General features: G+C 67.9%; 18 protein-coding genes. 15 read left to right on the top strand and 3 right to left on the bottom strand.

Annotated elements, in window-relative coordinates; all coding sequences use genetic code 11:
* Positions 1 to 6 precede the first annotated feature (6 nt).
* The 9 genes from pcaH to ACR65J_RS16055 all read left to right on the top strand — a co-directional run bounded on the left by pcaH (position 7) and on the right by ACR65J_RS16055 (position 7,694).
* On the top strand, positions 7 to 879 hold the full coding sequence (gene pcaH, locus ACR65J_RS16095; protein WP_440170915.1) for a protocatechuate 3,4-dioxygenase subunit beta: 873 nt from the start codon (positions 7 to 9) through the stop codon (positions 877 to 879).
* Positions 880 to 884: 5 nt separating this feature from the next.
* Positions 885 to 1,442: a protocatechuate 3,4-dioxygenase subunit alpha gene (gene pcaG / locus ACR65J_RS16090; protein ID WP_440170913.1), complete on the top strand. Its 558-nt coding sequence runs from the start codon at positions 885 to 887 to the stop codon at positions 1,440 to 1,442.
* Positions 1,439 to 2,917: a lyase family protein gene (locus tag ACR65J_RS16085; protein WP_440170910.1), complete on the top strand. Its 1,479-nt coding sequence runs from the start codon at positions 1,439 to 1,441 to the stop codon at positions 2,915 to 2,917. The genes pcaG and ACR65J_RS16085 overlap by 4 nt, the downstream gene beginning before the upstream one ends.
* Positions 2,910 to 3,728 (top strand): alpha/beta fold hydrolase, encoded by an 819-nt coding sequence (locus ACR65J_RS16080; protein WP_440170908.1) that lies wholly within the window; start codon positions 2,910 to 2,912, stop codon positions 3,726 to 3,728. The genes ACR65J_RS16085 and ACR65J_RS16080 overlap by 8 nt, the downstream gene beginning before the upstream one ends.
* Positions 3,725 to 4,192 carry a 4-carboxymuconolactone decarboxylase gene (pcaC, locus tag ACR65J_RS16075; protein ID WP_440170906.1) on the top strand — a complete coding sequence of 156 codons (468 nt, stop codon included), beginning with the start codon at positions 3,725 to 3,727 and terminating at the stop codon, positions 4,190 to 4,192. The genes ACR65J_RS16080 and pcaC overlap by 4 nt, the downstream gene beginning before the upstream one ends.
* An 80-nt stretch (positions 4,193 to 4,272) precedes the next feature.
* Positions 4,273 to 5,472, top strand: coding sequence for a thiolase family protein (locus ACR65J_RS16070; RefSeq protein ID WP_440170904.1), 1,200 nt, complete (start codon positions 4,273 to 4,275; stop codon positions 5,470 to 5,472).
* Entirely contained in the window at positions 5,472 to 6,161 is a 690-nt protein-coding gene (locus ACR65J_RS16065) for a 3-oxoacid CoA-transferase subunit A (RefSeq protein WP_440170901.1), read from the top strand. The genes ACR65J_RS16070 and ACR65J_RS16065 overlap by 1 nt, the downstream gene beginning before the upstream one ends.
* Before the next feature lies 1 nt (position 6,162).
* Positions 6,163 to 6,849 carry a 3-oxoacid CoA-transferase subunit B gene (locus ACR65J_RS16060; protein ID WP_440170898.1) on the top strand — a complete coding sequence of 229 codons (687 nt, stop codon included), beginning with the start codon at positions 6,163 to 6,165 and terminating at the stop codon, positions 6,847 to 6,849.
* A gap of 35 nt (positions 6,850 to 6,884) precedes the next feature.
* Entirely contained in the window at positions 6,885 to 7,694 is an 810-nt protein-coding gene (locus ACR65J_RS16055; protein ID WP_440170895.1) for an IclR family transcriptional regulator domain-containing protein, read from the top strand.
* 217 nt (positions 7,695 to 7,911) lie between these two features.
* On the opposite strand, the gene ACR65J_RS16050 is transcribed toward ACR65J_RS16055, so the two are convergent.
* Positions 7,912 to 8,508, bottom strand: coding sequence for a hypothetical protein (locus ACR65J_RS16050; RefSeq protein WP_440170893.1), 597 nt, complete (start codon positions 8,506 to 8,508; stop codon positions 7,912 to 7,914).
* Between the two features lie 153 nt (positions 8,509 to 8,661).
* Positions 8,662 to 9,999 (bottom strand): MFS transporter, encoded by a 1,338-nt coding sequence (locus ACR65J_RS16045; protein WP_440170891.1) that lies wholly within the window; start codon positions 9,997 to 9,999, stop codon positions 8,662 to 8,664.
* A 135-nt stretch (positions 10,000 to 10,134) separates the two neighbouring features.
* On the opposite strand from ACR65J_RS16045, the gene ACR65J_RS16040 reads away from it, so the two are divergent.
* The 6 genes from ACR65J_RS16040 (at position 10,135) to ACR65J_RS16015 (ending at position 15,899) form a co-directional block, all read left to right on the top strand.
* Positions 10,135 to 10,974 (top strand): shikimate dehydrogenase family protein, encoded by an 840-nt coding sequence (locus ACR65J_RS16040; protein WP_440170889.1) that lies wholly within the window; start codon positions 10,135 to 10,137, stop codon positions 10,972 to 10,974.
* Between the two features lie 93 nt (positions 10,975 to 11,067).
* Positions 11,068 to 11,850 (top strand): IclR family transcriptional regulator domain-containing protein, encoded by a 783-nt coding sequence (locus ACR65J_RS16035; protein ID WP_440170887.1) that lies wholly within the window; start codon positions 11,068 to 11,070, stop codon positions 11,848 to 11,850.
* Positions 11,851 to 12,026: 176 nt separating this feature from the next.
* Complete coding sequence (locus ACR65J_RS16030) at positions 12,027 to 13,205, top strand: Re/Si-specific NAD(P)(+) transhydrogenase subunit alpha (RefSeq protein ID WP_440170884.1); 1,179 nt, start codon at positions 12,027 to 12,029, stop codon at positions 13,203 to 13,205.
* Complete coding sequence (locus ACR65J_RS16025; protein ID WP_440170881.1) at positions 13,205 to 13,525, top strand: NAD(P) transhydrogenase subunit alpha part 2; 321 nt, start codon at positions 13,205 to 13,207, stop codon at positions 13,523 to 13,525. The genes ACR65J_RS16030 and ACR65J_RS16025 overlap by 1 nt, the downstream gene beginning before the upstream one ends.
* Entirely contained in the window at positions 13,522 to 14,895 is a 1,374-nt protein-coding gene (locus ACR65J_RS16020) for an NAD(P)(+) transhydrogenase (Re/Si-specific) subunit beta (protein WP_440170879.1), read from the top strand. Before ACR65J_RS16025 ends, ACR65J_RS16020 begins: the two co-directional genes overlap by 4 nt.
* Before the next feature lie 83 nt (positions 14,896 to 14,978).
* Positions 14,979 to 15,899 carry a diacylglycerol/lipid kinase family protein gene (locus tag ACR65J_RS16015; protein WP_440170877.1) on the top strand — a complete coding sequence of 307 codons (921 nt, stop codon included), beginning with the start codon at positions 14,979 to 14,981 and terminating at the stop codon, positions 15,897 to 15,899.
* Between the two features lie 18 nt (positions 15,900 to 15,917).
* On the opposite strand, the gene ACR65J_RS16010 is transcribed toward ACR65J_RS16015, so the two are convergent.
* Positions 15,918 to 16,643 (bottom strand): maleate cis-trans isomerase family protein, encoded by a 726-nt coding sequence (locus ACR65J_RS16010; RefSeq protein ID WP_440170874.1) that lies wholly within the window; start codon positions 16,641 to 16,643, stop codon positions 15,918 to 15,920.
* Between the last annotated feature and the right edge of the window lie 6 nt (positions 16,644 to 16,649).

The following is a 16,649-nucleotide window of genomic DNA, read 5'->3' as shown; positions in this document are numbered from 1 at the left end:
CCAGCCGTGAAGGAAGACATCAACGCCGAGCTGGAGTCGGAGGAGCTCGTGCCCCCGGCCGAACCCAAGGCTGCCCACCAGCCCCTGGACAAGGCCATCGAGTCGCAGGCGGACCTCAGTGCAGAGATCAGCGCCATCGGCGAGGCATACCGCCGCGCCCTCAAGGACGGCGGCCAGCCGGAGATCCAGCCGCGCCTGGACTACCCGCCGTACCGCAGCAGCATCCTGCGCCACCCCACCAAGAGCCTGCAGCACGCGGACCCGGAAACCATCGAGCTGTTCTCGCCGGCGTTCGGGCACCAGGACGTGCACGCCCTGGAATCGGACCTCACCATCCAGCACAACGGCGAACCGCTGGGCGAACGGATCATCGTCTCCGGCAAGGTCCTGGACGGCGACGGCCGCCCGGTGGCGGGACAGCTGGTGGAAATCTGGCAGGCCAACTCCTCCGGCCGCTACATCCACAAGCGTGACCAGCACCCCGCGCCCATCGACCCCAACTTCACGGGCATTGGCCGCTGCATCACCGGCCCGGACGGCTCGTACCGGTTCATCACCATCAAGCCCGGCGCCTACCCGTGGAAGAACCACCTGAACGCGTGGCGGCCGGCGCACATCCACTTCTCGTTGTTCGGCACCGAATTCACCCAGCGGATCATCACCCAGATGTACTTCCCCGGCGACCAGCTGTTCCCGCTGGACCCGATCTACCAGACCATCGTGGACCAGGACGCCCGCGACCGGCTGGTGGCCACCTACGACCACAGCCTCACCGAGCCCGAGTGGGCGCTGGGCTACAACTGGGACATCGTCCTGACCGGCCCCAAGCGGACCTGGACGGAAAACGAGGCGCTGGGCGCCGCAGGCGACGAGGAGTAGGAAAGATGAGCACCAAACTGGTACCCACCCCCGGCCAGACCGTGGGCCCGTTCTACGGCTACGCGCTTCCGTTCGAGAAGGACAACGAGCTGCTGCCACCCGGTTTCCCCGGGTCCATCCGCCTGCAGGGCACCGTCTATGACGGCGCCGGCCACCCCATCCCTGACGCCATCCTGGAGATCTGGCAGCCTGACGCGGACGGCAAAGTTGTCCAGCGCACCGGTTCCCTGGTCCGTGACGGCTACACCTTCACCGGCTGGGGCCGCGGCGCCGTTGGCAACTCCGGCGTCTTCACCTTCACCACCGTCAACCCCGGCCCCACCAAGCCGGGCGCGGCACCGTTCATTTCCGTGGCACTCTTCGCCCGCGGCCTCACCAACCGGCTGTTCACCCGCATCTACCTGCCGGAGGACACCGAGGCCCTGGCCAAGGACCCCCTGCTGGCCTCGCTGGAGCCTGAGCGCCGCAAGACGCTCATCGCCCGCCGCGACCCCGACGGTGGCCTTACTTGGGACATCCGCCTCCAGGGTGAGGGCGAGACGGTCTTCCTGGACTTCCAGTGACCCACGCCGCCGCTTTGGGAGACCTGCGCGCCTTCGCGGAAGAGGCCGACGCCGGCCTGCTTACCCCCGTCTCAGCGTCGCCGTTGGTGGCGGCGCTGACAGGGGACCGGGCAGTGCTGGCGGCCATCCTCGCCGTCGAAGCGGGCTGGGCCGCCGTGCTGCAGCGGGCCGGGCTGGCACCCGCCGGTTCGGCCGCCGTCGTCGCCTCCGCCGCCGAGGCGGGGCGCTACGACCTGGCCGGTATTGCGCTGCGCGCCCAGGGCGGCGGCAACCCGGTGATCCCGCTGCTGGCGGACCTCCGGAAGAACGTGGCGCCGCTCGATGCCGCCGGAGTTGGTGCCGCGAAGGCCGTGCACACCTCCCTGACCAGCCAGGACGTGCTGGACACTGCCCTGATGCTGCTTGCCCGCAACACCGTCCACGCGGTGCTGGCGGACCTGAAAGGCACCACGACGGCGCTCGCGCACCTTGCCGGGCAGCATGCGGACACGCTGTGCGTGGGCAGGAGCCTGACGCAGCATTCGCTTCCCTATACCTTCGGGCTGCGGGCCGCGCAGTGGTTCCAGGGCGTGGCCGCCGCGGGCCGGCAACTGGAAAGCCTGGAGTTCCCGGTGCAGTTCGGCGGGGCGGCGGGAACGCTCGCTGCCGGGACCGTGCTGACGGACGGCTCCCAGTCCACGCCGTTCACTCTGGCCGATGCCCTGGCTACCCAGCTGGGCCTGGCCCCGGCCGCGGCTCCCTGGCACACCAACCGCCTGGCCATCACATCCCTGGGGCATGCGCTGGCATCTGTGCTGGACGCCTTCGGCAAGATTGCTGCCGACATCCTGTTCCTGAGCCGGCCCGAGGTGGCGGAACTCGCCGAACCGCGGGCGGCCGGGCGGGGGGTGTCCTCCGCCATGCCGCAGAAGCAGAACCCGGTGCTGTCCGTCATGGTCCGCAGCGCCGCACTGCAGGCACCCCAGCTGGCCGCCCAGCTGCACGTTGCAGCCGCCAACTTCAACGACGAACGCCCGGACGGCGCTTGGCACACCGAATGGCCGGCCCTGCGCCAGCTGCTTGCCCTGGCCCTCGGGGCCGCGGGCCACATCCACGAACTCGCCGGGGGGCTGCGGGTCTTCCCGGACGCCATGCGCCGCAACCTTGACCTGTCCGGCCCGCTGCTGCTGGCTGAGGGCGTCAGCGCCGCGGTGGCCCCCCTCCTTGGGGAGAAGGACGGCCGCAGCGGCAAGCAACAACTGCAGGACGTGGTGGACCGGACCTTGCAGGCGCCTCCCCCGGAGCAGGCCGCCACATACCGCAAGCTGTTCCGCGACGCCGTCGCCGCCGCCGTCGTTCCAGACGCACGGCTGGAGGAGCTCCTGGACCCCGCCAGCTACCTGGGCCAGGCGGCGGAGATCGCCCGCCGCGTCCTGGCCGCTTTTCCCGAATTCACTTCCCCTACCACCGACGCGAATGGAGCTTCCCGTGGCTAAGCCGGCTTTGAAGGCAGCGCTGCTGTCCCCCCAACGTCCCCTGGGCGACCACCCCCTGATGGTTGTCGGTCCCTCTCTGGGAACCTCATCCATCCTGTGGAACCGCGTCGCCACCCTGCTCGGCAACGATTACGACGTGGTGGCCTGGGATCTTCCCGGCCACGGCGTCTCGCCCGCCGCCACCGAAACGTTCGACGTCCCCGTGCTCACCGACGCCGTGGTGGACCTGGTGGATTCCATTGCCCCCGGCGAGGTTTTCCACTACGCAGGAGTCTCCCTGGGCGGCGCCGTGGGCCTGCAGCTGGGCATCAAGCACGGGGAACGGCTGAAGAGCCTCTCCGTGCAGAACAGCGGCGCCAAGATCGGGACCCCCGAAGGATGGCTGGAGCGCGCTGAAACCGTCCGCACGCAGGGCACGCCGGTCATGATCCAGGGGTCCGCGCAGCGCTGGTTCGCACCCGGCTTCATGGACAGGGAACCCGAGTTCAGCAGCAGGCTCCTGCACTCGCTGCGCGATGCCGACCGCTTCAGCTACGCCTTCTGCTGCGAAGCGCTGGCCGCCTTCGATGTCCGGCAGGAGCTGGGCAACATCACAGTCCCCACCCAGGTCATCGCCGGGGCCCTGGATGGCGTAGCCACGCCGGAGATGGCCGAGGAGGTCGCGGGCGGCATCACGGCTGGCGGCGGCACCGCGACGGCCGTCACGATCGAGGGCATTTCGCACCTGGCACCCGCGGAAGCACCGGCACACGTTGCGGACCTGATGCGCAGCCTGGCCACCTGGGCCGAATCACGGCAGGCCGCCAAATGAGCAGCGCAGAACGCCACGGCGTGGTCCAGCCCGGCGCCACCAGCCAGGAGATTTACGACGGCGGCATGGTGGTCCGGCGCGAAGTGCTGGGCGACGCGCACGTGGACCGGGCCAACGCCAACAAGGATGACTTCACCGACGACTTCCAGGACATGATCACCCGCATCGCCTGGGGCGGAATCTGGACCCGGCCCGGCCTGACCCGCCAGATGCGCTCCGCGGTCACCATTACCGCCATGGTGGCGCATGGGCACTGGGAGGAGTTGGCCATGCACATCCGCGCCGCCCTCCGGAACGGCCTCAGCAGGGACGAGATCAAGGAAATCCTGCTGCAGACCGCCATCTACTGCGGAGTCCCCTCCGCCAACACCGCCTTCAAGACCGCCCAGCAGGTCTTTCGGGAAATGGATACCACCCACGAAGACCCGGCGGGCACCAACACCAACTCCACCCCTCCCAACTAGCTCGCAGTTGTTGTCGTTTTGAGCCTCCGAAACGACATCAATTGCCAGTCAGTTGGGTCCCCAGAGAACCAAGAGGAACCATGAACCAGGCTTTTGTGTACGACGCCGTGCGCACCCCGTTCGGCAAGTTCGGCTCCGGCCTTGCCGCCGTCCGTCCGGACGACCTCGCTGCGCACGTGATCAAGGAGTCCGTGCGGCGCGCACCGGGGCTCGACGTCGAACGGATCGACGAGGTGGTGTTTGGTAACGCGAACGGTGCCGGTGAGGAGAACCGCAACATCGCCCGGATGGGCACGCTGCTGGCCGGGCTCCCGGTCTCGATCCCGGGCACCACGGTGAACCGGCTGTGCGGGTCCTCCCTGGATGCCGCCATCATCGCTTCCCGCCAGATCAACGCCGGTGATGCTGACCTGATGCTCGTGGGTGGCGCCGAATCGATGTCCCGTGCCCCCTGGGTGCTGCCCAAGACGGAGAAGCCCTACCCGGCCGGGGACATGACCCTGGCCTCCACCACCCTGGGCTGGCGCCTGGTGAACAAGGCCATGCCCAAGGAGTGGACCATCTCCCTGGGCGAAGCCACCGAGCGGCTCCGCGAAAAGTATGGCGTGACCCGCGAGGCACAGGACGAATTCGCCGCCGCCTCGCACAACCTGTCCGCCGCCGCCTGGGATGAAGGCTTCTACGACAACCTCGTGGCCCCCGTGCCCGGCACCGACCTGGTCCGTGACGAGAGCGTGCGCCCCGGCTCCTCGGCCGAGAAGCTCGCCGGCCTCAAGACCGTGTTCCGGACAGAGAACGGCACGGTCACCGCGGGCAACGCGTCCCCGCTGTCCGACGGCGCCTCCGCAGCCTGGATCGGCAGCGAGACCGCCGCCGGGCTGCTGGGGCTCGACCCCCTGGCCCGCATTGCCGGGCGTGGCGCGCACGCCAACGATCCGCAGTACTTCGGCTACGCCCCCGTGGAGGCGGCGAACAAAGCCCTCGCCAAGGCGGGCATCGGCTGGGACCAGGTGGGCGCCGTCGAACTTAACGAAGCCTTCGCAGCGCAGTCCCTGGCCTGCATCAACGCCTGGGGCATCGACCACTCGATCGTGAACCGGCACGGCGGCGCCATCGCCATGGGACACCCGCTGGGTGCTTCCGGGACCAGGATCCTGGGCACCTTGGCCAGGTCCCTGCAGGCCTCGTGTGAGCGCTGGGGCGTTGCTGCCATCTGCATCGGAGTGGGCCAGGGCCTGGCCGTCGTACTTGAAAACGTCACCGCTGGAAAGGACCAGTAATGCTGAACTTCGTAGATTCGGTCCAGGACGCCGTCGCCGGCATCAAGGACGGCTCCACCGTGATGATCGGCGGGTTCGGCAACGCCGGGCAGCCGTTCGAACTGATCGACGCGCTGCTGGAATGCGGGGCCACGGACCTGACCGTGGTGAACAACAACGCAGGACAGGGCGACCAGGGCCTGGCGCTGCTGATCAAGGAGGGCCGGGTGAAGAAGATGATCTGCTCCTTCCCGCGGCAGTCCGATTCCTGGCACTTCGACGCCAAGTACAAGGCCGGCGAAATCGAACTCGAACTCGTCCCGCAGGGCAACCTGGCCGAGCGGATCCGCGCCGCGGGGGCCGGCATCGGCGGGTTCTTCACTCCCACCGGCTACGGCACCATGCTCGCCGAGGGCAAGGAAACCCGGTTCCTGGACGGCAAGTGGCAGGTCTTCGAAACCCCCATCCACGCCGACGTCGCACTGGTCAAGGCCCTCAAAGCCGACGGCAAGGGCAACCTGGTCTACCGCAAGACCGCCCGGAACTTCGGTCCCATCATGGCAGCGGCCGCGAAGCACACCATCGTGCAGGTGTCCGAAATCGTGCCGACCGGCGGGCTGGACCCGGAGAACGTGGTCACCCCGGGAATCTACGTCAACAGCATCGTTAAAGTAGCCGGCAGCGGCAGCACAGCAGAAAAGGCGGCCTGACATGAGCGTGCAGTCCAACGAAAAGTCCCTCCAGACCTCTGAGACGCCGCTGGGCCGCGACGACCTGGCCCGGCTGGTGGCCAGGGACATCGCACCCGGGTCCTTCGTGAACCTGGGCATCGGCCAGCCCACCCTGGTGTCCAACTACCTCACCGAGGAACAGAACATCACCCTCCACACGGAGAACGGGATGCTCGGCATGGGCCCGGAAGCCAAGGGCGACCAGATCGACGGCGACCTCATCAACGCCGGCAAGATCCCCGTCACCGAGCTCCCGGGTGCGTCCTACTTCCACCACGCCGACTCGTTCGCGATCATGCGCGGCGGGCACTTGGACATCTGCGTCCTGGGCGCCTTCCAGGTCTCGGCCACCGGTGACCTGGCAAACTGGCACACCGGGGCACCCGGGGCGATTCCCGCCGTCGGCGGTGCCATGGACCTGGCCACGGGTGCCAAGGACGTCTTCGTCATGATGACGCTTCTGACCCGCGAAGGCGCCTCGAAAATCGTGGAGGCCTGCAGCTACCCGATCACCGGCGTCGGCTGCGTCACCCGGGTGTACACGGACAAGGCCGTCTTCCTCATCGGTCCGGACGGCGTCACCGTCCGTGAAACCTTCGGCTGCACCCTGGAGGAACTCCAGGAACTGGTACAGGTCCCGCTGAAGGCCACACCCGCCGCCGGATGAGCCTGCGCCCGGTACCGCACCTAGGATTGGTAACCATGATTGACGCAGGCACAGATACCCAAGCCGCCCCGCAAGCCAGCGACCAGTACGTCCAGTCGCTGGCCCGGGGTTTGGCCGTGATCCGCGCCTTCGACGCCGAGCGCCCGGTCATGACGCTGTCCGAGGTTGCCGTCCGGACCGGGCTCACCCGAGCCACGGCCCGCCGCTTCCTGCACACCCTGGTGGAACTGGGCTACGTGCGCACTGACGGAAAAACCTTCGCCCTGACGGCCAAGGTGCTCCAGCTGGGGTATGCCTACCTTTCGGGGCTGTCCCTGCCGCAGCTGGCGCAGCCGCACCTTGAGGAACTGTCCCTGAAACTGGGTGAGTCCACGTCCGCCGCCGTGCTGGACGGCACCGACATCGCCTACATCGCGCGGGTCACCACCCGCCGCATCATGACCATCGGCATCACCGTGGGAACCCGCTTCCCGGCCTACGCCACCTCAATGGGCAGGGTCCTGCTTGCGCACCTTCCGCCCGCGGACCTCAAGGCCTACCTGGCAGCGGCGGACATCAAACCACTCACCCCCCGCGCCCTGGGCACCGTACCGGAGCTGCTGAAGGTGCTGGACACCGTCCGGGCGCAGGGCTGGTGCCTGCTGGACCAGGAGCTGGAGCTGGGCCTCATGTCCGTCGCCGCGCCCGTGTACGACGGGGCCAAGGTGGTGGCGGCCGTGAACGTGTCCCTGCAGGCCCAGTCCGTGGAGGCCAAACCGGACCCACAGGCCTACCTGGCGTCAGTGGCGCAGGAGATCGTGGCCACGGCAAAACTCATTTCCGCGGACCTCACTGCCCGCGGGTAGCCGCTTGACCGGCTCCGTGGTCAGCTTCTTTCCCTGAGTGCAGTGACTGTTCCTGCGCAGCGAACCCGGTTCTCAGTGCGCAGGGACTGCCGCTGCGCAGCCAACCCATACTTCACTGCGGGGATTCCTGCCGCTTGGCAGGCGGCTAAGACGGGCCCGGTCAGGGTGACTGTTTAGTCGCGCTTAGCTGACCGTGGTCTGCGCAAGTTGCTTCTCGCTAGCTGATCTTGGTTTGGGCGAACAGCCGGCGGAGTGTGAAGAAGCAGCCCAGGCCACTGAACAGCAGAGCAACGAGGAAGTCCCCGCCGTACCCGTCGATCAGTTCCCGGTTCGTCGAGAGGTTGAAGAGGAGCAGGTCCCAGGTCTGGGCATCTGCCAGCATCAGCAGGGGAGAGCCCCCGCCAAGGTACTTCGCGGCGTCCACCAGCATGCCGCCCCAGAAAGACAGCAGCACCGTCACCGCCGTTATTGCCACAACCACCCATGCGCCCCGCCGGCTGATGATGCCGCCGGTTCCCATGACGTACAGGCGCGCTGCCAGCGCTGCGGCGATAAAGGCAACGATGGAGGCCATCCAGCCCATGTTCCACAGCACCAGCCAGGCTGCGATGCCTACTGGAACCGCCGCCAGAGCGTAGACGGCACCGCGCACCACATCCTCCCGCGGGGCTGTCGGCTCGGGCACCGGGAGCTGGAACTGGCCTGCGGGCGGCACCTGTGGTTCCGAAGACCGCTGGCCGTACTGCGGAACCGGAGTTCCGTGACTGCCCTCCGGCCCGGATGGTGTTGCCTCGAATTCTGCGCGCTCTGACATGGGTCCCCCAATATTTTGTTGTCTGTGAATCCCGCTCATTCTCACACAACAGCGCCTTGAGCTGGCCAAACGCGCGGGGTGCAAAGGCGGGGAGGACGACGGCGGGTGCTTCCCGCCGTCGTCCTCCTGGCTTGGGTGTGTGGCCGCCCAGTCCTACTTCACCGGGTTGCCAAGCTGCCGGAGCGGGGTTTTGGCGGTTTCGCGCGCCCACCACGCGCCTGCCACCGCGAGGATCGAGGAACCTGCCACGATCCAGGCTGCGGGTCCCCAGTTGGCCTTGTCCGCACCCACCAGCGCGGTGCCCAGGAGCGGGGTGAAGCCGGCGCACAGGATGCCGATCTGGAGCCCGATCGCCATACCCGAGTAGCGGACCTTGACGTTGAACAGTTCGGCGAACCAGGCCGGGTAGATCGCATTCGACATGGCGTAGGTTCCCGCCGTGATCAAGGTGCTGGTCAGGAAGATCATGGGGACGTTGGCGGTGGCAATCACCGAGAAGTACACGAAGATCATGATGCCGGAACCGAGGACACCGATGATGAAGACCGGACGGCGGCCGAAGGTGTCGGAGAGGCGGGCCGTCAAGGGCTGCGTGACGATGGCCAGGACGTTACCCACGATGCTCACCCAGAGCATCGTCGAGGCGGGGACACCCACCGAGACCGCATAGGCAAGGCCAAAGGACTGCATGAAGGTGTTGGTGACGGTCTCGAAGGACATCAGCGCCACCTGGAAGAACTGCGCCGGGTGCGTCTGGAACATCTTGGCGAAGGGGAGCTTCACCAGTTCACCATGGTCATGCTTTTCCTCGAAGACCTCCGGCTCGTCCAGCGAGCGGCGCACCAGGTACGCGACGATGAGCACGACGAGGGAGAGCCAGAACGGGATCCGCCAGCCCCAGGCGAGGCGGTCCGCCTCGCTCATGGCGGCCACGGGCAGGAAGGCGAGGGACGCCAGGACGATGCCGGCGGAGATGCCGCTCATGGCGAAACTGGCGAAGAAGCCGCGGCGGCCCTCCGGGGCTTCCTCGGTAGACAGCGCCGAGGCCCCGGCGGTTTCGGCCCCGGCGGACAGGCCCTGCATCAGGCGCAGCAGCACCAGCAGCGCCGGCGCCCAGTAGCCGGCAAGGCTGAAGTCGGGCAGCGCGCCGATCAGGAACGTGGCACTGCCCATGAGCACCAGGGTGAGTACCAGGGTGTTCTTCCGGCCAATCTTGTCGCCGAGGTGTCCGAACACCACGGCGCCGAAGGGCCGCGCGACGTAGGCCACTCCGAACGTGGCGAAGGAGGCGATGAGCGCCACTGTAGGGTCGCCGGCGGGGAAGAAGATCTTCGAGAACACCAGCGACGCTGCGGTGGCATAAATGAAGAAGTCGTAGTATTCCAGCGCGCCGCCGAGGAAGGCGGCCAGTGCGGCCTTCTTGGCACGCTTGAGCTGGCGCTGTGCTTCAGGCGTTGACTGGGCCTGGGCTCCTGCTGCGATGTCGGTCATTTCTGGTTCCTTCCACGCTGAAGGCGGGGATCTTGTCGTCTATTTGTACGCAATGCGAACATGTGTGCGAAATGCGCCTAGAAAGAGGATACTAGCCGGTGACGCCAATCACAACGTCATTGAGAAAGGTGCATCATGACCGAAGGCAACCAGCAAGCATCCCGTCTGGTCCTCATCGGCTCGGCCGCATCACAGGCCATGTCTCCCGGCCTGTGGAATCCTGTTCTGCGGGAGCTTGGCAACGGCTGGACCTACGAGTCCTGGGACGTGGCTGGTGACGGAGACCTGGAAGCGGTCCGCCGCAGGCTCCTGAACCCCGACATCGTGACGGCGAACGTGACAATGCCGCACAAGCACTGGGCGGCGGAAACTGCTGATGAAGCCACCGCGCCCGTCCAGCTCAGCGGCGCCTGCAACCTATTGGTACGGCAGGGCCGAAGGCTGGCGGGCCACAACACGGACGTTACGGCTGTGAAAGTCCTGCTCGGGGGCGGGTACCAGCAGCACGCGCTGTTGCTGGGTGCCGGGGGAGCCGCCAGGGCAGCACTGGTCGCGCTCCGGGGCGGCGTGGGAAGAGTGTCCATTGCGGACCGCGATCCCCACGCGTCAAAGGAGTTGCTGGACCTGGCCCGGGGCTTCGGGATCGAGGCACAGGCCGTCACCTGGCACGAGGCGCAGGACCTGGCTCCCAAGGCATCCCTGATTGTCAATGCGACTCCGGTCGGAAAAAGCGCCTCCGACATGCCGGTCTGGGGCGGCGCGCCGCTGGCCCCTGGTGCGGTCCTCTATGACTACGTGTACGCACGCCATGTCACCGCCAGTGTGGAGCGCGCCAGGGAGTTGGGCGTCCGGTGCATCGACGGGTGGGACCATCTCCGTGAGCAGGCCCTAGCCATGGTGCCCCTCCTTGGCCTTGACGGGCGGGCCAGCGAACTGCTCCAGCGGTCCCTTGGAATCCTCCGGGAAAGGCACTGAAGGGGAAGCGGCCGAACGATAAGATCGAACAGGCGCCGAAGACCGGCAGGCCGGTGCAGGTAGCCAATCGTTCAGAGAGGAACAGCAACGTCAATGGAGGAGCAGGCTGCCTACTTTGTGAAGTCGGTTGAGAAGGCATTCGACGTCCTGCTCGCTTTCACCCCGGAGCAGCCGCGGCTTACCGTCTCGCAGGTTGCTGCCCGGACGGACATGACCCGCGCGTCCGCCCGCCGCTTCCTGCTGACCCTGGCGGACCTTGGATACATCCGCGCCGAGGGGCCGGCCTTCGAACTCACCGCCCGGTCGCTGGATGTGGGCCGTTCCTACCTTGCGGGCCTGACCTTGCCCAAGGTGGCGGAGCCCCATCTCAGGGATCTGGCGGCGGAGCTGAATGAAACAACTGCCCTGTGCATCCTCGACGGCGGGGATGTGGTCTACGTGGCCTGCGTGCCGTCTCCCGGCCTGTTGAGCGTTTCCATTACCGTCGGGACCCGCTTCCCGGCGTGGGCCACCTCGATGGGCCGCGTCCTGCTTGCCGGGCTGCCGGCCCCGCAGCTGGAGGAGTACCTCCGGTCGGTCCAGCTGCGCCGTTTCACCGACCGCTCGATCGGCAGCGTGGAGGACCTGCGGGCAGAGGTGGAAGCGGCGAGGACCAGGGGCTGGTCAATGGTCTCCCAGGAACTCGAGGAGGGCCTGCGCGGTGTGGCCGTCCCCGTGTGCCGTGGAAACGAGGTGGTTGCCGCCACCAATGTGTCCCTGCAGACCCACCGTGCGGCGGCCAGGGATATCGAGGCAACGGTCCTTCCGCAGTTGACGGAGGCCGCACGGCGCATTGCACTCGATTACGGCGGCCCCGCCGCCCGCGCCAGCAACTAGTAGCCCTACCCCGCCCGTGAAGGGGCCCCGCAGCCCGAAGGACGCGGGCTGACAGGTGAATCGTTACCCACAACCTCCCCGCCGCCTACTCCCGCCGCGCGCCGCCGCGCTCTAGACTCAAGCCAACTGCGTGCAGCAGAGCCGCTGCACAGCTCGTCAGGAAGAGGAGTCGGCGGGTGAAACTGGGGATTCCGCGGGAACGCAGGGAGGGTGAGCGGCGCGTCGCCGCCACACCGGATACCGTCAGGCAGCTCGCGGCAATGGGGCTGGACGTCCTGGTGGAAACCGGGGCGGGGGACGGCGCCGGGCACGCTGATGCCGCCTACCAGCAGGCCGGCGCCACCATCGTCCCTGAACTGGACACCTCAGCCCTGGACGTCCTGGCCCACGTCCGGCCCCTTGACCCGCACACTGCCGCGTCCCTGCAAAGGGGAACCGTGACGGTGGGGCTCGCGTCGCCGTCGTCCGAACTGCCCGCGGTGCAGGCGCTCGCGGACAACGGAGTGACCTCCTTCGCGCTGGAGCTGGTGCCCCGGATTTCCCGTGCCCAGTCCATGGACGCCCTGACCTCCCAGGCCCTGGTGGCCGGGTACCGCTGCGTCCTGGAAGCCGCCATCAGGCTGCCCCGGTTCTTCCCGCTGTACATGACCGCTGCGGGAACCGTCCCGCCGGCCCGCGTCCTGGTGCTCGGTGCGGGCGTGGCAGGGCTGCAGGCCATTGGCACCGCCAAACGGCTGGGGGCGCGGGTCTTCGCCAACGATATCCGCCCCGCCTCAGCCGACGAAGTCGCCTCGATGGGCGGAACGTTCATCCGGCTGGACCTTGAGACGGCGGAAGCAGCCGGCGGCTACGCCCGCCAGCTGAGTTCCGACGCCGGCACCCGGCAGCGGCAGCTGCTGGCACCCCACGTGGCGCAATCGGACGTCCTGATCACGACGGCGGCCGTCCCCGGGCGGCCGGCGCCCCTCCTGGTGACACGGGAGATGGTGCAGGGCATGCGCCCGGGATCGGTCGTCGTCGACCTCGCCGCCGAGTCCGGCGGCAACGTGGAGGGCTCCGTGCCGGGCCAGGACATCCCCATCCCCACCGCGGACGGAACGGGCCGCATCACCCTGGTGGGACTGAAGGACCCCGCCTCCGCGATGGCATCGGACGCCTCACGCCTCTACGCCAAGAATGTGGCCAACCTGCTGGCCCTGCTGGTCCGCGACGGGACCCTCACCCTGGATTTCGACGACGAAGTAGTGGCCGGCGCCTGCCTCACCCACGCCGGGGAGGTGCGGCACCAGCCCACCGCGGACCTGCTCGCGGCACGGACGGCCACGGCTGCGGCCGGCCCGGAAGGAGTGCTCTGATGGATGGAACCGCGCTGTTGACCATCACCGTGCTGGCGGTGTTCGTCGGTTTCGAGGTGGTTTCCAAGGTCTCCAGCACCCTGCACACGCCCCTGATGTCCGGCGCCAACGCCATCCACGGGATCATCCTGGTGGGGGCCATTATTGTCGCCGGCCAGGCAGCTGACCCATGGGTGCTCGCGGTGGCGCTGCTCGCCGTCGTCCTTGCCACCGCCAACCTGGTGGGCGGTTTCGTGGTGACGGACCGGATGCTGCACATGTTCCACGCGAAAAAGGACCCTGTTAAGGCTGGCGCCCACCCCGAGGCAGGCAGCAAATGAGCCTCCTCGACCCCGTCTGGACCTCCCTGCTCTACCTCGCGGCGGCGGTCTGCTTCATCCTGGCCCTGCGCGGACTCAGTTCCCCGCGCACGGCCCGCCGCGGAAACCTGGTGGGGGCACTCGGGGCGCTGATCGCCGTCGTCACCGTCTTCCTGTCCGCCCGGCTGGAGAACATCCCCTGGATCCTGGCCGCCATCGCCATTGGTTCGGCGGTGGCGGCCCCGGTGGCGCGCCGAGTGAAAATGACGCAGATGCCGCAGCTGGTGGCGCTGTTCAACGGCGTTGGCGGCGGCGCGGCAGCGTTGGTGGCGCTCCTGGAATTGGGCCACGCCGGCAATCCCTGGGTCCGGGTGGCGATCGTCTTCACGCTCCTGGTGGGGGCCGTTTCCTTCGCCGGTTCCGGCGTCACGTTCGCCAAGCTGCAGGAGCTGATGACCACCCGGCCCGTTGTGTTCCCCGGCCTCCCGGTGGTGATGGCGGTGGTCCTGCTCGCCGCCGTGGCTGCGGCCGTGGCCGTGGTCATCACCAGTTCGCTGCCCCTTGCGGTGCTGTTGCTGGTCCTGGGCCTGGCCGCCGGTGTCCTGCTGGTGCTGCCGGTGGGTGGCGCCGACGTGCCTATCGTCATTTCGCTGCTGAACGCCTTCACCGGCCTGGCCGTCGCGGCGTCCGGCCTGGTGCTGGGCAACGTCCTGCTCGTGGTGGCAGGCACCCTGGTGGGAGCTTCGGGCACCATCCTCACCCGGGCCATGGCGGCGGCCATGGGCCGGAGCGTGGCGGGTATCCTGTTCGGTGCCTTCCGCGGAGGTTCGACGGCGGGGTCCACGGCCGTGAGCGAGCGTCCCGTCCGCTCGTCCTCAGCGGAGGACGTGGCGGTTCTGCTGGGGTACGCCCAGCGGGTGATCATCGTCCCCGGGTACGGTCTGGCGGTGGCTCAGGGCCAGCACACTGCCGCCGAACTGGCCCTGGCACTGGAGGCCAGGGGCATCGAGGTGGACTTCGCCATCCATCCCGTGGCCGGCCGGATGCCCGGGCACATGAACGTGCTCCTGGCGGAAGCCAACGTGCCCTACGAGTCGCTCAAGGAGATGGGCGAGATCAACCCGGAGTTCAAGACCACGGACGTGGCCCTGGTGGTGGGCGCCAACGACGTGGTGAACCCGGCCGCCAAGACGTCCTCCGGGTCCCCGATTTACGGGATGCCCATCCTGGAAGTGGCCGAGGCGCGGCAGGTGGTCTTCCTGAAGCGCTCGATGCGCCCGGGCTTCGCCGGCATCGAAAACGACCTGCTGTACGAGCCCCAGACCTCACTGCTGTTTGGTGACGCCAAGGACTCCCTGGCCCAGGTGCTGGGCGCGGTCAAGGCGCTGTAGCCCGCCACACTGCGTCTGACCACCCCCGCGGCGGGTTACCCTTCTTTCAGAAGCCTGCTTTCCATCCGCCACTAGAGGACGCCATGACTGAGACCAGCTCAACTTCGCCCAAACGGGCCGCCATCATCGTCAATCCCGCCAAGCCGGTGGACATCGACGTGCGCGGCCTGGTGGCCAAGCACTGCGTGGAAAACGGCTGGGGCGAAGCCATCTGGCTGGAAACCACCAAGGAGGACCCGGGCGTCGGCCAGGCGAAGGAAGCGCTGGCGCAGGGCGCGGACATCGTCATCGCGGCCGGCGGCGACGGTACCGTCCGCTGCGTTGCCGAGGTCCTGTCCGGCGGCGACACCCCCATGGGCCTGCTGCCCCTGGGAACCGGGAACCTGCTGGCGCGCAACCTGGGCATGGACGTCACCGATTACGACGGTGCCATGGCTGGCGCCCTGATCGGGACCGAACGGAAGATCGACGTGGTCCGCGCCCGCCGCAGCGACCCGGACAAGGAACAGCTGTTCCTGGTCATGGCCGGCATGGGTTATGACGCCACCATCATGGCGGACACCAACGAGGACCTGAAGGACAAGGTGGGCTGGCTTGCCTACGTGGACGCCGGGATCCGGAACCTGCCCGGCAAACCCGTCAAGGCAACCGTGGTGATCGACGGCAAGTCCGTGGTGCACCGCGGCGTCCGGAGCGTCATGGTGGGCAACTGCGGCAAGGTCCAGGGCGGCCTGGAGATCTTCCCTGACGCCAAGATGGACGACGGCCTGCTGGATATCGCCGTCCTGGCGCCCCACCACGGCAAGCTGGGTTGGCTGTCCGTGCTGGCGGGCATCATCGGCAAAGGCAAAAACAGGGACACCGCCGTGGAGTACTTCCAGGGCAAGACCGTTGAGATCACGCTGGAGCACAAGGACGACTACCAGCTGGACGGCGACCACGAGGGCGAGGGCAAGCACGTCCTCATGACCATGGAGCCCGGTGCCCTGACCCTGCGGATGTAGGGCCGTGCGGTACGTTCGCTACCCCAGCAGCCTGCCCCAGCGCGCGTCCAGCAGCGGCGCGCCGGCCAGTTTCAGGGCGTGCCAGAGCGTGACTGCCACTGAATCCAGCACCGGCACCCCGGTGGCCTGCTCGATCTCGGCCGTTATGTTGGCTCCGTATAGGTTGGTGCACAGGTACACCAGCGCGTCGGGAGCCGCGGCGGCGAGTTCCAGGGATCCGGGGCGCATCTCGTCGTCGGTGACCCGGGCAAAGGACTCGTTGTCGCTCAGGCCCAGCGCCCGGTGGTCCACGGTCTTGATGCCTTCACGCTCGTAGGACGCGATGACCTGGTGGTTCACGTCCCCGGTGTAGGGCGTGAAGAGGCCGATCCGCTCGGTGCCGAAGGCCCGGAAGGCCGCAAGGTAGGCCAGCGTGGAGGTGGTGGCCGGGATCCCGGTGGCGGCCGTGATCCCGCCGGCCAGTTCCTGGTCGTGCGCTGACCCCAGCCATGAACCCGAGGTGCCGTTCCAGGCGATCACGTCCACATCCGCCGTCGCCAGCAGCTTGGCTGCGTCCGCCATGACGGCGGGGTCGAATTGGCGGTTGGAGGAGTCGTCCAGGGCGATGCGGGTGACCGGGATCCGGGTGAAGTGCACTGTGACGTCCGTGCGATCGCCCAGGATGCGGTAGGTCTGGGGCTCCAGGCAGGTGTTGGAGGACGGCACGATCATGCCAATCCTGCGGGGGCGTGTGGTTGCGGGCATGGGGGC

Source organism: Arthrobacter sp. SAFR-044 (assembly GCF_059414985.1).
This window is presented reverse-complemented; position numbering and strand designations above follow the sequence as displayed.

What these genes read in the sequence shown, in the direction of transcription:
- ACR65J_RS16055 (WP_440170895.1), top strand. Translation starts at nt 6,885, where the DNA reads ATGATTGACGCAGGCACAGATACCCAAGCCGCCCCGCAAGCCAGCGAC.
- ACR65J_RS16070 (WP_440170904.1), top strand. Translation starts at nt 4,273, where the DNA reads ATGAACCAGGCTTTTGTGTACGACGCCGTGCGCACCCCGTTCGGCAAG.
- ACR65J_RS16060 (WP_440170898.1), top strand. Translation starts at nt 6,163, where the DNA reads ATGAGCGTGCAGTCCAACGAAAAGTCCCTCCAGACCTCTGAGACGCCG.
- pcaC (WP_440170906.1), top strand. Translation starts at nt 3,725, where the DNA reads ATGAGCAGCGCAGAACGCCACGGCGTGGTCCAGCCCGGCGCCACCAGC.
- ACR65J_RS16025 (WP_440170881.1), top strand. Translation starts at nt 13,205, where the DNA reads ATGGATGGAACCGCGCTGTTGACCATCACCGTGCTGGCGGTGTTCGTC.
- pcaG (WP_440170913.1), top strand. Translation starts at nt 885, where the DNA reads ATGAGCACCAAACTGGTACCCACCCCCGGCCAGACCGTGGGCCCGTTC.
- ACR65J_RS16065 (WP_440170901.1), top strand. Translation starts at nt 5,472, where the DNA reads ATGCTGAACTTCGTAGATTCGGTCCAGGACGCCGTCGCCGGCATCAAG.
- ACR65J_RS16045 (WP_440170891.1), bottom strand. Translation starts at nt 9,999, where the DNA reads ATGACCGACATCGCAGCAGGAGCCCAGGCCCAGTCAACGCCTGAAGCA.
- ACR65J_RS16010 (WP_440170874.1), bottom strand. Translation starts at nt 16,643, where the DNA reads ATGCCCGCAACCACACGCCCCCGCAGGATTGGCATGATCGTGCCGTCC.
- ACR65J_RS16035 (WP_440170887.1), top strand. Translation starts at nt 11,068, where the DNA reads ATGGAGGAGCAGGCTGCCTACTTTGTGAAGTCGGTTGAGAAGGCATTC.
- ACR65J_RS16040 (WP_440170889.1), top strand. Translation starts at nt 10,135, where the DNA reads ATGACCGAAGGCAACCAGCAAGCATCCCGTCTGGTCCTCATCGGCTCG.
- ACR65J_RS16020 (WP_440170879.1), top strand. Translation starts at nt 13,522, where the DNA reads ATGAGCCTCCTCGACCCCGTCTGGACCTCCCTGCTCTACCTCGCGGCG.
- ACR65J_RS16015 (WP_440170877.1), top strand. Translation starts at nt 14,979, where the DNA reads ATGACTGAGACCAGCTCAACTTCGCCCAAACGGGCCGCCATCATCGTC.
- ACR65J_RS16050 (WP_440170893.1), bottom strand. Translation starts at nt 8,508, where the DNA reads ATGTCAGAGCGCGCAGAATTCGAGGCAACACCATCCGGGCCGGAGGGC.